At 62.1% G+C, this 13141-nt stretch carries 13 protein-coding genes; 12 read left to right on the forward strand and 1 reads right to left on the reverse strand.

Annotation, left to right across the window (positions count from 1 at the left end; all coding sequences use genetic code 11):
- Positions 1–134: 134 nt before the first annotated feature.
- From ybgF to JFN93_RS01130, 9 genes are all read left to right on the forward strand, one after another.
- Positions 135–989 (forward strand): tol-pal system protein YbgF, encoded by an 855-nt coding sequence (gene ybgF, locus JFN93_RS01090; RefSeq protein ID WP_199382128.1) that lies wholly within the window; start codon positions 135–137, stop codon positions 987–989.
- A 14-nt stretch (positions 990–1003) separates the two neighbouring features.
- Positions 1004–2038, forward strand: coding sequence for a LysM peptidoglycan-binding domain-containing protein (locus JFN93_RS01095; RefSeq protein ID WP_199382129.1), 1035 nt, complete (start codon positions 1004–1006; stop codon positions 2036–2038).
- A gap of 27 nt (positions 2039–2065) precedes the next feature.
- The gene (gene dprA / locus JFN93_RS01100; RefSeq protein ID WP_215907643.1) at positions 2066–3130 is read left to right on the forward strand and encodes a DNA-processing protein DprA; all 1065 of its coding nucleotides are present in this window, start codon (positions 2066–2068) and stop codon (positions 3128–3130) included.
- Between the two features lie 69 nt (positions 3131–3199).
- Positions 3200–5524, forward strand: coding sequence for a type I DNA topoisomerase (gene topA / locus JFN93_RS01105; RefSeq protein ID WP_199382131.1), 2325 nt, complete (start codon positions 3200–3202; stop codon positions 5522–5524).
- 236 nt (positions 5525–5760) lie between these two features.
- Positions 5761–7074 (forward strand): methylenetetrahydrofolate--tRNA-(uracil(54)-C(5))-methyltransferase (FADH(2)-oxidizing) TrmFO, encoded by a 1314-nt coding sequence (gene trmFO / locus JFN93_RS01110; RefSeq protein ID WP_199382132.1) that lies wholly within the window; start codon positions 5761–5763, stop codon positions 7072–7074.
- A 161-nt stretch (positions 7075–7235) separates the two neighbouring features.
- The gene (locus tag JFN93_RS01115) at positions 7236–7436 is read left to right on the forward strand and encodes a hypothetical protein (protein WP_199382133.1); all 201 of its coding nucleotides are present in this window, start codon (positions 7236–7238) and stop codon (positions 7434–7436) included.
- A 193-nt stretch (positions 7437–7629) separates the two neighbouring features.
- Positions 7630–8211 (forward strand): Maf family nucleotide pyrophosphatase, encoded by a 582-nt coding sequence (locus tag JFN93_RS01120; RefSeq protein WP_199382134.1) that lies wholly within the window; start codon positions 7630–7632, stop codon positions 8209–8211.
- Positions 8208–8906, forward strand: a complete 699-nt coding sequence (locus JFN93_RS01125; protein ID WP_199382135.1) for a YggS family pyridoxal phosphate-dependent enzyme — start codon at positions 8208–8210, stop codon at positions 8904–8906. The genes JFN93_RS01120 and JFN93_RS01125 overlap by 4 nt, the downstream gene beginning before the upstream one ends.
- A 194-nt stretch (positions 8907–9100) precedes the next feature.
- The gene (locus JFN93_RS01130) at positions 9101–9328 is read left to right on the forward strand and encodes a hypothetical protein (protein WP_236021470.1); all 228 of its coding nucleotides are present in this window, start codon (positions 9101–9103) and stop codon (positions 9326–9328) included.
- On the opposite strand, the gene JFN93_RS01135 is transcribed toward JFN93_RS01130, so the two are convergent.
- On the reverse strand, positions 9329–9700 hold the full coding sequence (locus tag JFN93_RS01135; RefSeq protein ID WP_199382136.1) for a hypothetical protein: 372 nt from the start codon (positions 9698–9700) through the stop codon (positions 9329–9331). It lies immediately after the preceding gene.
- A 340-nt stretch (positions 9701–10040) separates the two neighbouring features.
- Here JFN93_RS01135 and JFN93_RS01140 point away from each other — a divergent pair, with 340 nt between their 5' ends.
- The 3 genes from JFN93_RS01140 to JFN93_RS01150 all read left to right on the forward strand — a co-directional run bounded on the left by JFN93_RS01140 (position 10041) and on the right by JFN93_RS01150 (position 12970).
- Positions 10041–11675, forward strand: coding sequence for an ABC-F family ATP-binding cassette domain-containing protein (locus JFN93_RS01140; RefSeq protein WP_199382137.1), 1635 nt, complete (start codon positions 10041–10043; stop codon positions 11673–11675).
- A gap of 334 nt (positions 11676–12009) precedes the next feature.
- Positions 12010–12387: a hypothetical protein gene (locus JFN93_RS01145; RefSeq protein ID WP_199382138.1), complete on the forward strand. Its 378-nt coding sequence runs from the start codon at positions 12010–12012 to the stop codon at positions 12385–12387.
- A 10-nt stretch (positions 12388–12397) separates the two neighbouring features.
- Positions 12398–12970 (forward strand): hypothetical protein, encoded by a 573-nt coding sequence (locus tag JFN93_RS01150; protein WP_199382139.1) that lies wholly within the window; start codon positions 12398–12400, stop codon positions 12968–12970.
- Positions 12971–13141: the final 171 nt, after the last annotated feature.

Below are 13141 nucleotides of genomic sequence, written 5' to 3' on the forward strand. Positions count from 1 at the left end.
AAAGACCCTTTTCGGACCAGGGCGGGATGGTAGCACAGAACGTCAAACTAATGAAAGTGCAAAGCCCGCTTTATTCTTGACAAGGAGGGGCAAAAAGTTTTAATTGTGATAAATTTTTCGGCCGTGGAGGGGATATGCAGCGTAAGTTGTGGCCGGTAATCGGGATTTTCGCCGTGACGCTTGCCGGTTGTTCCGGCAGCGACGTCATCGTTCGCAAGCAGGTGGAGATGGAAGGGACCCTGGATCGGCTGACCCAGGAGAATGCCGCCCTCGGCCTGCGGGTGACCAAATTCGGCGAGGCCCTGAAGGACCTCCAGACCCAGGTCAAAGCTGCCGCCGGCGATCCCGAGGTGTTCAGCCAGTTCCGCGTGCAGGTCGACTCGATGCAGCACCAGCTCACCGAGCTGAACCGGTCGGTAGCCCAACTGCAGCAGGCCCAGACCCAGCAGGCCGCCCAACAGCTTGCCGCCCCGCCGGCAGCTCCGGCCGCCCCGGCCGCAGGCGAGGCCGTTTCGGCGCACCACGACGCGGCTTTGGCCCCGGCGGTTCCCGAGGCTGCCCCGGTTGCGACGCATGCCGAGCCCAAAGCGGCAGCGGCCAAGGCCCCGGAGGGGAAGCGTCCGGCCAAGGAAGCCTACGACAAGGCCTTTGCCCTTTTCAACGCCCAGAATTTCGACGGCGCCGCCGCGGCCTTCGAGAAATTCGCCAAGGACGAGCCGCGCCACGTCCTCGCGCCCAATGCCTACTATTGGGCCGGCGAATGCTACTACAGCCAGAAGCGTTACGCCCGCGCCCTGGAAACGTTCAACAAGGTCGTCGCGCAGTATCCCAAGGCGAGCAAGGTACCTGATGCCCTCCTCAAGATCGGCTTCACCCAGATCAGCCTCAACGATCAGGTGAAGGCGAAAGGCACCCTGAAGTCCCTGGTGGAGAAATTTCCCAAGAGCCCCGCCGCCGCCAAGGCGCGGGAACGGTTGGCCCACCTGTAGCAAGCGAGGAGCGTATGAGAAAGCACGTTGTTCTGGCCCTGCTGGCTCTCGGTCTGGCGCTGCCGGCGGCCCGCGCCGTTGCCGCCGACCGCGAACCGGTCGTCTATACGGTGGTCCCGGGCGATACCCTCTGGGGGCTCTCCGAGCGCTTTTTCAATGATCCCCACTACTGGCCCAACCTCTGGGCCGCCAATCCCGACATCGCCAACCCCCATTTCATCTATCCCGGGCAGCAGCTCCGCTTCTACGAGAACCGGGTCGAGATCGTTCCGGCTCCCGCCCCGCCGGCTCCCACCGCCACTGCCGAGAAGCAGAGCGCGGTGCCGACGCCCCCACCCGAGGCGCTTCCCGAGCAGCCGGCCAAGGGGAAGGACTTCCGGACCAGCGGTGGCGAGGGATACCTCCTGGAGCGCGACCTGCATCCGGCCGGCTTCATCCTCTCGACGCACCAGAACCGCCAGATCGTGGGCGAAGACGACATCGTCTACACCGACATCGGCCGGGTCAACGGCGCCAACGTCGGCGACCGGTACACCATCTATACGAAGCTGGGCGCCGTCAGCCACCCGGTGACCAACGTCATCCTAGGCTACAAGGTGATCCCCCTGGGGGACCTCCAGCTCTCCGAGGTGGAAGAAAAGGCCTCCAAGGCGATCATCACCAGGAGCTACCAGGAAATCACCGCCGGCGCATACCTGATGCCGTATCGGGACCGCCGGGTGGTCGTGCCGCTCAAGGCTGCCGACCGCGACCTGGTCGGCTACATCGTGGAGACCCAGACCGGCAACCAGGCGCTCGCCGTGGGCGACGTGGTGTTCCTCGACCTGGGGCGCTCCCACGGGATCAAGCGCGGCAACCTTCTCTACATCGTGCGGGACGTGGCGCCGGATCAGCGTTACGCCCAAGCCAAGATCGAGAGCCTCCCCGTCGAGGTGGTCGGAGCCCTGGTCGTTACCGAGACCGGCTTCAACACCTCCACCGCGGTCATCGTGAAGAGCGTTGACACGATCTACCGGGGCGATCGGGTGGAGCTCAAGAAAAGCAGGTAACCCGCCGTGCCGGGCGCCGGTGGGCACTTGCACTGGTTCGCGCTGAAGTCCGTGCCGCACGTCGGCAACGTGACCTTTCTCCGCCTTCTTGCCCACTTCGGTACCCCCGAAAGAGCCCTCAAGGCCTCAGAAGACGAGCTCTCCCGCGTCAAGGGACTGAGCCGGGCCGCTCAGGCCGCTCTTCTGAGCCACGATGGCTCTTTTTTTGCGCAGCAGGAATCCGAGCGGGTGGCGGCGGCCGGAGTCGAGGTGGTGGACATCCTCTCGGAGCGCTACCCGCGGCTTTTGATGGAGATCAGCGACCCGCCGCCGTACCTCTACGTACGGGGAACCCTTTCCGGAAACGAAGTGGCGATCGCCGTGGTCGGCTCCCGGCGCGCCTCGGTCTACGGCCTTTCCACGACGAGCCGGCTCACCCGCGACCTCGCGTTGTCCGGCGTCACCATCGTCTCCGGGATGGCGCGCGGCATCGACACCGCCGCCCACTGGGGGGCGATCAAGTCGGGGGGCCGGAGCATCGCGGTCTTGGGGTGCGGCATCGACGTGGCCTACCCGCCGGAAAACGGGGCGCTGATCGAGGCGGTCGCCCGGGCCGGAGCCATCATCTCGGAGTTCCCGATGGGGACCGAGCCGCTCGCCGAAAACTTTCCGCGCCGAAACCGGATCATCAGTGCATTGTCGCGGGGGGTGCTGGTGGTGGAAGCCGGGGAGAAAAGCGGGTCGCTGATCACCGCCCGTTTTGCCCTGGAGCAGGGGCGGGAGGTGTTCGCGGTTCCCGGCAACGTGACCAACGCCGGGAGCAGCGGCGGGAACCGGCTGATCAAAGAGGGGGCGAAGCTCGTCGAGTCGGTGGAGGACATCCTGAACGAGTTTCCGGACGTCGCCACGCTCAAGCGCAGCCTCCCCGAGCCGTTCGATCTGACTCCGCAGGAGGCCGAACTGTACGCCCTGCTCAGCCAGGGGGCGCTGCAGATGGATGACATCATTTCCCGCAGCGCGTTGACAGCGGGGGAGGTTTCCGCTATTTTACTCCGCCTGGAGCTCAAGGGAGCCGTCCAGCAGCTGCCGGGGAAGCATTTCGCCGTCACTTGATGGGGTTTTGCGTTTTTTTTCGCTTCCAACTACACTGTATTGAATTTTGAAACCCCCAGGGGATTAGCCATGTCGCAACATCTCGTAATCGTTGAGTCTCCCGCCAAGGCGAAGACCATAGAAAAGTTCCTGGGCCCCGAGTACAAGGTCCTTGCCTCGTTCGGACACGTCCGGGCGCTCCCCTCCAAGCAGGGCTCGGTCGACGTCGACCACGAGTTCGAGCCGAAGTACGCGGTGCTGCCGGAGAGCAAGAAGCACATCGAGGCGATCAAGAAGGAAACCAAGGGGATCGCCTCTTTGCTTCTGGCGACAGACCCCGACCGCGAAGGGGAGGCGATCTCCTGGCACCTTTTGGCCGCCCTCGGGCTGGACCGCAAGAAGGCGCCCTTCGACATCCGCCGCGTGGTCTTCCACGAGATCACCAAGGACGCCATCATCAACGCGGTGAAAAACCCGCGCGACATCGCCCTCGACCTCGTCGACGCCCAGCAGGCGCGTTCCATCCTCGATTACCTCGTCGGTTTCAACCTCTCCCCGTTCTTGTGGAAGAAGATCCGCTACGGACTTTCCGCCGGCCGCGTCCAATCGGTGGCGCTGCGGCTGATCTGCGAGCGGGAAAAGGAGATCCAGGCCTTCCAGGAGCGGGAGTACTGGACCATCGGGGCGAAGCTCGAAACCGGGAAGAAACAGACGGTGACCGCGTCGCTTGTCGAGGCCCACGGCAAGAAACTCGGCAAGTTCGACATCCCGGACCGCCAGACCGCCTTCGAGTTCTTCACCAAGCTCGGCGGGGTGGAATTCCCGAAACAGCCGGACAGCGACGAGCCGGTGCTCAAGGTAACCAACCCCCAGCATCCGGTCTACCGGGTCGACAAGATCTCCAAAACCGAACGCAAGCGCCAGCCCTCGCCGCCGTTCACCACCTCCACCCTGCAGCAGGAGGCGGCCCGCAAGCTCGGGTTCTCGGCGAAAAAGACGATGTCGGTGGCCCAGAAGCTGTACGAGGGGATCGACGTCGGCGAAGGCGCGGTCGGTCTCATCACCTACATGCGTACCGACTCGGTCGCCCTTTCCACCGTGGCGCTCGACGACGCCAAGGCGCTCATCACCAGCCTCTACGGCAAGGAATACGCGCTCGAGAAGCCGCGCTTTTTCAAGAACAAGTCGAAAAACGCCCAGGAAGCGCACGAGGCGGTCCGACCGACCTACATCGCCAAGACCCCGATCGAGCTGAAGAAATTCCTCTCCTCGGACCAGTTCAAGCTCTACGACCTGATCTGGAAGCGCACCGTCGCCTGCCAGATGGCCGAGGCCCTTCTGGACCAGACCTCGGTGGACATCGGCGCCGGCGAAGGCTTCCGGTTCCGTGCCGCCGGGACGGTGATCCGCTTCGCCGGTTTCATGAAGCTCTACATCGAAGGGGTCGATGACGAGGACGAAGAAAAGGAAGGGCTCCTCCCGCCGCTCAACGAAGGGGACCTCCTCAACCTGCAGGAACTCCTGCCGGAGAGACACTTCACCCAGCCGCCGCCTCGCTACACCGAGGCGACCCTGGTGAAGACCCTCGAGGAGTACGGGATCGGCCGTCCGTCGACCTACGCCTCGATCATGAACACCCTCACCGAGCGCAAATACGCCCGGCTGGACAAGAAGCGCTTCTTCCCCGAGGACGTCGGGATGGTCGTCTCCGACCTCCTCACCAAGCACTTCACCCAGTACGTCGACTACAACTTCACGGCGAACCTCGAAGAGGAGCTGGACATGGTCTCCCGCGGGGAGAAGCACTGGCGTCCGCTGCTCCACGAGTTCTGGGGGCCGTTCATCGAGCTCCTCAAGCAGAAAGAGGGGGAGGTCAACAAGTCCGATCTGACCACCGAGGCGACCGACGAGGTCTGCCCCGAGTGCGGCAAGCCGCTGGTGGTCAAGCTCGGCAAGTTCGGCAAGTTCTTCGCCTGCACCGGGTATCCCGAGTGCCGCTACATCCGCGCCATGGACAAGGAGTCGGGCGAGGTGGTCGAGCCGGTCCTGTCCGAGGAAGTCTGCGACAAGTGCGGCAGCAAGATGCTGATCAAGGAAGGGCGCTTCGGCAAGTACCTCGCCTGCTCGGCGTATCCCAACTGCAAGAACATCCAGCCGCTGGTGAAGCCCAAGGGAACCGGCATCACCTGCGTCAGCTGCGGCAAGGGGGAGCTGATCGAGAAGAAGTCCCGCTTCGGCAAGCTTTTCTACTCCTGCAACCGGTACCCGGAGTGCAAGTTCGCCCTGTGGGATTTGCCGGTCCAGCAACCGTGCCCCAAGTGCGGCTTCCCGCTCTTGGTCAAGAAGGTCTACAAGCGCGAAGGCGAATTCCTCAAGTGCCCGAAGGACGGGTGCGACTACCAGAGCAACAAGTAGTTCCTGGCCCCCCTCTCCCCCGGGAGAGGGCTGGGGTGAGGGACGTACAAACGTGGCAAGAAACGCGGGGTCCTCGACCCCGCTTTTTATTTGAGGACGGGCGATCCTTTACACGGCCAGGTTTTCTGTCATAGATGAATCATGCTGTGGCTGCTCACTAACATTGGATCCCCTTTTTATGATTGCGTCCCCGGCTGGTACTATCCCAAAATAAGACTAAGAGGTTCGGTAGCACGATGACCCAAATGATAACGGTAATAGGTGGCGGATTGGCCGGCTGCGAGTGCGCCTGGCAGGCAGCGCAGCGCGGCGTTAAGGTTCGGCTTTTCGAGATGAAGCCGAGTGTCTATACTCCCGCCCACCATCTCCCCGGGCTGAGCGAGCTGGTCTGTTCCAACTCCTTGCGCGGCGACTCGCTGGAAAACGCGGTCGGGCTTTTGAAGGAAGAGCTGCGTCGGCTCGGTTCGCTGTTCATGGAAGGGGCGGAAGCAACCAAGGTCCCCGCCGGCGGAGCGCTCGCCGTCGACCGGCAGCTTTTTTCCGATTACGTCACCCGGCGCATCGAGGAGCATCCGCTGATCGAGGTGGTGCGAGAAGAAGTGCCCCGGATTCCTGACGACGGGATCGTCGTGATCGCTTCGGGTCCGCTTACTTCCGGTGCGCTTGCCGAGGAAATCGGCCGGTTGAGCGGCGAGTACCTCTACTTTTACGATGCCATCGCCCCCATCGTCACGGCGGAATCCCTGAACTACGACAAGGTGTTCCGCGCCTCCCGCTACGGCAAGGGGGACGGCGACGATTACCTGAACTGCCCCATGGACGAGGAGAGCTACCGGGCTTTTGTGGCGGAGATCCTGGCGGCGGAGAAGGTGGAGCCGAAGAGTTTCGAGAAGGTGGTGCATTTCGAAGGGTGCATGCCGATCGAGGAGATGGCCAGCCGCGGCCTCGACACCCTCCGTTTCGGTCCCATGAAGCCGGTCGGCCTCGTCGACCCGCGGGTCGGCGTCGAGGCGCATGCGGTGATCCAGCTGCGCCAGGAAAACCGCGAGGGTACCATGTACAACCTGGTCGGTTTCCAGACCAAGCTGACCTGGCCCGAGCAGCGGCGCATCTTCCGGATGATCCCCGGCCTGGAGCAGGCGGAGTTCGTCCGGCTGGGGTCGATGCACCGCAACACCTTCATCAACGCGCCGCAGCTTTTGCTCCCGACCTGCCAGTTGAAGTCCGATCCGAGGATCTTCTTCGCCGGGCAGATCACCGGCGTGGAAGGCTACGTGGAGTCGGCGTCGAGCGGGTTCGTGGCCGGGGTGAACGCGGCCCGTCTCGCCAAAGGGGACGCGCTGACCGTTCCGCCGCCGGAGACCGCGATCGGGGCGCTCGCGGTTCATATCACGAACGCAGCGGCGGCCCATTTCCAGCCCATGAACGTCAACTACGGGCTTTTCCCGGAGTTGGGGGTGCGGATCAAGAAGAAGGAAAAACGGGGCCGTCTGGCGCAACGCGCGCTGGAGGCGCTGGAAGGGTGGCGGCAGTTGCTCGATGAACAATGATTGATGAACAAAGAGCGGTAGCCTAAAAAGGGCACCGCCTCGCCGGGCGTCCCCTCCCCTTCAAGGGGGTGCGTACGGGAGCACGGCTTGCAACACAGGGTGAGGATGGGATTTGCAGTCAGCGCTTCACAACACTGCCCGGCAGGGCAGGGGAGGCGACCATGAAAGGCGACAAGGAACGGCAGGAAGTTTCTCTGATCGGACGGCTTCTATCTATGGAGGTGCTGATCCTGTTGATGGGCATCGCCTCGCTGGTCACCGGCATCATCAACAGCCGGCCGGCCAACATCGTCGCCGGCATCCTGTTGCTGCTGTCACTCTTCCTTCTGAACACGCTCGGGAGAAGATGGCTGCACCACTAATCAATGAACAATGAAAATGAACAATGGGCAGAAAGTCCCGTAGGTCGCGTTGAGGCACGCAACGCGACGTCAAGGCCTGATGTTGCGTTGCGCAGCGCTCAACGCAACCTACGGGTCGCATGCTGCGCCCATAAGCCCTTGGTCGGCATCATCCGGTCGGGGGCTACTCGATTAGATACCAGGAGCACATACCATGACCACTGAATTGATCGTTCTCGCTTCCGCCTCGCCACGGCGCAGCGAGCTTTTGGAATCCGCCGGCATCACCTTCCGCGTCGCCCCTGCCGATATCAATGAGGACGCGCTCCCCGAAGAGGAACCGATCGATTACGTCCTCCGCCTCGCTGAAGGAAAGGCGCGCGCCAGCGCCGAAAACGAGAGCTCCGGCCGCTTCTTCGTCGGCGCCGATACCATCGTCTTGTGCGACGGTGAGATCATGGGCAAACCCAAAGATCGCGCCGATGCCGAGCGCATGCTGCGCAAGCTCTCCGGGGTGGCCCACGAAGTGGTGACCGGCTTTGCCCTCTACGATAAGGAACGTAAGGGCGTGGTGCGCGAGGCGATCCGGACCAAGGTCTTCTTCAAGCAGCTCCGGGAAGAGGAAATCCAAAGCTATATCGATACCGGCTGCCCGTTCGACAAGGCCGGTGCCTATGCCATCCAGGGGGGCGCGGCCCACATGGTGCAGAAGATCGACGGCTCCTACACCAACGTCGTCGGGCTGCCGCTGTGCGAGGTGGTCGCGGCGCTGCGGGTAATGGGGGCGCTGCCATGAATGGAGCAATCGCAGGGAATATCGCCGCGGTAAAGGAACGGATTGCTGCCGCCTCCCGCCGGGCCGGCCGCGCTCCGGAAGAGGTGCGCCTGGTAGCGGTCTCGAAAACCAAGCCGGCCTCTGCGATTGCCGAAGCCTTTGCCGCAGGGCAGACCTTGTTCGGTGAGAACTACGTGCAGGAGTTGGTCGGAAAGCTCGCCGAGATGGATGAGCCGGTCACCTGGCACTTCATCGGCTCCTTGCAAAGCAACAAGGTGCGCCAGATCGCCGGAAAGGTGGCGATGATCCACTCGGTGGATCGTCTTTCCCTGGCGACGGAGATCGACCGGCAGTGGGGGGCTCTGGGGCAGAATTGCGACGTGCTGATCCAGGTGAACATCGCGCAGGAGGCCACCAAGAGCGGGACCACCACCTCCGATGCGTTCGATCTCGTGCGGGAGGTGGCAAAGCTCGCCCACGTGCGGGTGCGGGGCCTGATGACCATGCCGCCGTTCTTCGACGACCCGGAAGGGGCGCGCCCGTACTTCCGCCAGCTCAAGGAGCTTTCGAAGCAGATAGCGGTGGCAGGGATTCCCGGAGTGGAGATGAAGGAACTATCCATGGGGATGTCGGGGGACTTCGAGGCCGCGATCGAGGAAGGGGCCACCCTGGTGCGGGTCGGCTCCGCCCTGTTCGGCGAGCGGATTTACCGGTAGTTCCGCTTGTGGGGAAAGATGCCTCTGGTTTAGCAGGCATGCCGCCTGACGTTCCCTCTCCTTCAAGAAGATGGACAGGGTGAGGATGGGGGCAGAGACGAAAAAGGGGAAAGGCACCTTCGGAGCCAGTCCCCGTATAAACGACATCGGGGCGACCGTCTGGTCGCCCCGATGCTTTCTGACAGGTGCTTATCATGATGAATCGCCAGAATACTCCCCGATCTCCCTTGCAACGCCCCTTCGTCATCGGTGGGGCGGTCATCGGCGTCGGACTTTGCGCTTGGTACCTGGCGGGGAACCTGGGGCGAAGCGTTCCGGACCCGCTTTGGACCCGTTTTGTGAACGTCGCCCTTATCCTGTTTGTTTCGATTTACGTTGCCAACCTGGTGCGGCGCATGGTGGACCGGCTCCGCTCCAGGTAACTACTTCTCGCGCACCTTCACCCGTACCGGGATGGTCCGGAGCAGCCCCGCTACTTTCTGAGCCAGGAACGACTCGGCGATCGCCAGCAGCAGCGTCACGGTTACATAGAGGGCAATGCTGTCGGTCAAAGCCGCCGGAACGCCGGGGCCTTGGTGACTCATCAGCAGCCAGACCAGCCCGAGCCCCGCAACGCCACAGGAGAAAAAGCGGTTGATCCAGTCATTCTGGTCCGCCAGCAGTTCCGCCAGACGCTCCGCATCTCTCTCCTCATTCAACTGCGCCGCCTTCATCCAAGACATATACATACGGGGCACCATGATCACCAGGATGGTGAGGGTGATGGTCATCATTATTGCCGGAAACAACGTCATGACGCCCTCCTTTAGATTGGTTGCTTGATCTGCATGCCTTATCAAAAGCAGCAAACAGGCCCAAAGTTCCGCTTGACTGAGTTATTTATTGTTAATCTATCTTCCGTTCTTTTTTGAGTAGTTAGCCAGATCCTGTTAGAGAGACCTGCCGCTTTCTCGGTAAATAGCTTCGACAGTTCTGTACAAGTTCTGAACAGCTGTCCGCTGAACAATGAACAGGGCCTGTAGCGCGGATTGCAGCCGGCTCATTGCCCTTCCCTCATTGCTTTTCGGTTGTAACCATTTTCCCTTCGTGCTAACGGTGAATGGTTGTGGTTCAGCCCCATTTTTGGAGTAATGCATGATTCATCTGTCCAACATCACCAAGCAGTACGGCTCGCAGGTCCTCTTCCGCGAGGCGAGCTTTCAGATCCTCCCCGGCACCCGCTCCGGCCTGGTCGGCCCCAACGGTGCCGGCAAAACGTCGCTGTTTCGGATCATTACCGGCGAGGAGGAAGTCGACGCCGGAGAGATCACCGTCGGCAAGAACACGACCATCGGCTACTTCTCCCAGAACATCGGGGACATGAAGGGGCGTACCGCGCTTGAGGAAGTCATGGCGGTCTCCGCCGACACCGTGCGGCTGGCCGGCGAGCTCAAGGAGATGGAAGCGCGGATGTCGGAGCCGCTCCCCGATGACGAGATGGAGTCCCTGCTGGCGCGCTACGGAAGTGCCCTGGAAGAGTTCGAACACCGCGGCGGCTACGATCTGGACTCCCGGGCCCAGGAGGTCCTCACCGGTCTCGGGATCGGACCGGACCGTTTTTCTAACCCGGTGGAGTCGTTCAGCGGCGGGTGGCGCATGCGCGTGGCCTTGGCCGGCATCCTCACCCTGCAGCCCGACGTTCTCCTCCTGGACGAGCCGACCAACCATCTCGACGTGGAGTCGATCATCTGGCTGGAAGAGTGGATCGCCAACGAGTTCAAGGGGGCGCTCCTGATGACGAGCCACGACCGCGATTTCATGAACCGTGTCGTCGGCCGGATTGTGGAGGTGGCCAACAAGACCATCACCACCTACGGCGGCAACTACGATTTCTACGAGCGGGAGCGCGATATCCGCCGCGAACAGCTCATCGCCAGCTACAACCGCCAGCAGGAGATGCTCTCCAAAGAGGAGGAATTCATCGCCCGGTTCGCCGCGCGTGCCTCCCACGCCGCCCAGGTGCAGTCCCGGGTAAAGAAGATCGAAAAGATCGACCGGATCGAGATTCCGCCCGAGGACCGGGTGGTCAAGTTCGTCTTCAAGGAGCCGCCGCGCAGCGGGGACGACGTGGTGGTGATGGATGGCCTCGGCAAGACCTGGCCCTTGCATGGCGGCGGGACCCATCCCGTCTTCTCGGGAGTGACCGGCATCATCAAGCGGCTCAGCAAGATCGCGGTCGTCGGGGTGAACGGGGCGGGTAAATCGACCTTTCTGAAGGTGCTCGCCGGCGAGGCCGAACCGACCGCCGGGACGGTCGCCCTGGGCGCCAACGTCGAGGTCGGCTACTTCAGCCAGCATGCCATGGAGATCCTGGACCCGAAGAAGACCATCTTCGAGACGTTGCAGGATGTCATCCCGCTGGCGACCATCGGCGTGATCCGCAACCTTTTGGGGTCGTTCCTGTTCCAGGGGGACGACGTGGACAAGCGGATCGAGAACCTCTCCGGTGGCGAGAAGAGCCGCGTGGTGCTGGCGACCCTTCTCGCCCGCCCGGTGAATTTCCTGATCCTCGACGAGCCGACCAACCACCTGGACATCAAGTCCCGCGAGATCCTGCTGAATGCGCTTGCCGACTTTGCCGGAACGGTCATCCTGGTAAGCCACGACCGTCACTTCCTGCGCAAACTGGTGGACCGGGTGGTCGAGATCGACCACGGCGAGATGCGCCACTACGAAGGAAACTACGACTACTACCTCTCCAAGACCAACCGCAATTTGCACATCAACTAGCGTATCTGCCGGCAAACCGGCCTCCTCGCAATTACCGGTCCCCCTCCCCATCCGGGAGGGGGCCTGGGGGGACGCTGCCGCGACTGCCACTCCCAGCATCGAACCTCACCCCCAATCCCCTTTGCCAAAAGGGAAACCTCTGTCTGTCTTAGATCCGCTCCGTTCGCGCATTAAATCTCGTTCCCGGTTTCTCCCGGCCAACTGCGCACGTATATTTGCTCCATCGGTAACCTCAATGGCACGTTTGTCACCATTAGTTGTTTGCCATGGAACGCGCTCCATGTTATAAAAATGCGCTGCTTGTAAAACCACACCCTCAAAGGAGAGCATCACGATGGCAAACAAACCCGAAATGACCTTCAAATACATTTTCACCTACGACTACAACCCGGTGTATGTGAACGGTGCCCACGGCGGGGTTTCCCCGCGCGGCGAACTGGTGATGAACTTCTACCTGGAGCGCCAGCCGCTTCCGAACGCACTGGGCTATGAGATCAACCAAAACGGCACCATCGGCGCGGAAACCACCGTTGAGCCGGAGGATTTGCAGCGCAGCCTGGTCCGTCACGTAGCCAATGGCGTGGTGGTGAATCTGCAGACCGCACGTGACCTGCACTTCTGGCTGGGCGAGAAGATCAAGGAAATGGAGGCGATGGAAGAAGCCAAAGCCGCCATGGCCGCCGCTGCCGCTGAAGGCCAGGTAACCCATTAACGCCGCGCCGGTGGTCAAGGAGGTCGCCTGCCAGCAGGTGCTGCTCCCGGACCACTCGGTGCATTCGGTTCAGTGGATCGATCTGCCGGAAGTCGGCGAGCTCCCGATCGGATGCGCGTCATTCCTGCTGGAACGGTATCTGAACCACATCCGGAAATGCACCTTTGGGATGGTCCGTCCGGTCCAGACCGCATCCGGAGTCAGCTTCAGGCTCTTGGTCATCCCGCTGTTGAGTTTTGAGCCCCCTCGTTTCGATGTCGTAAACGAGGGGGAGCGGGTCTTGCTGCCGATTTGCGGCGGCGTGCTTCTTCGGAAGGGCGAAGCCGACGGCAGTTTCTCGCTGGCTGGCTGGAAACTGGATGCTGGGGTGCGGATCCAAGCGGAACTTACCGGCTACCACCCGCTCCTGCTGGGGAAAGTCCCCCCGTCTGCCTTAGGGCGCATGTTCTACCGGTACACCCAAGGCTTCATCCACCGGCTGGTGACGGTCAGCTATCTTGCTGTGGTAGCTGGGGAGCTGATCGGGAAAAAGGTCGAGGCGAGGGTACGCGAGGTGCCTCACCAGGAAGGGCGCAAGACCTGACCGCTGAACCCGACATAGGTGTGAAGGGAAAGGCCCGCTTGAAGCGGGCCTTTTTTTTTGAGCGGCGGTGGCGCGTGTGTCGAAAACAATGAAGCTGGCACCATGTGTATTGATTTAATGTTGCAAGGCATGATAGGATCTGCGGGATAAAATTCCGGGTGCTCCGGCACT

Origin of the sequence: Geomesophilobacter sediminis, from assembly GCF_016458275.1 — a bacterium.
GTDB lineage: Bacteria > Desulfobacterota > Desulfuromonadia > Geobacterales > Geobacteraceae > Geomesophilobacter > Geomesophilobacter sediminis.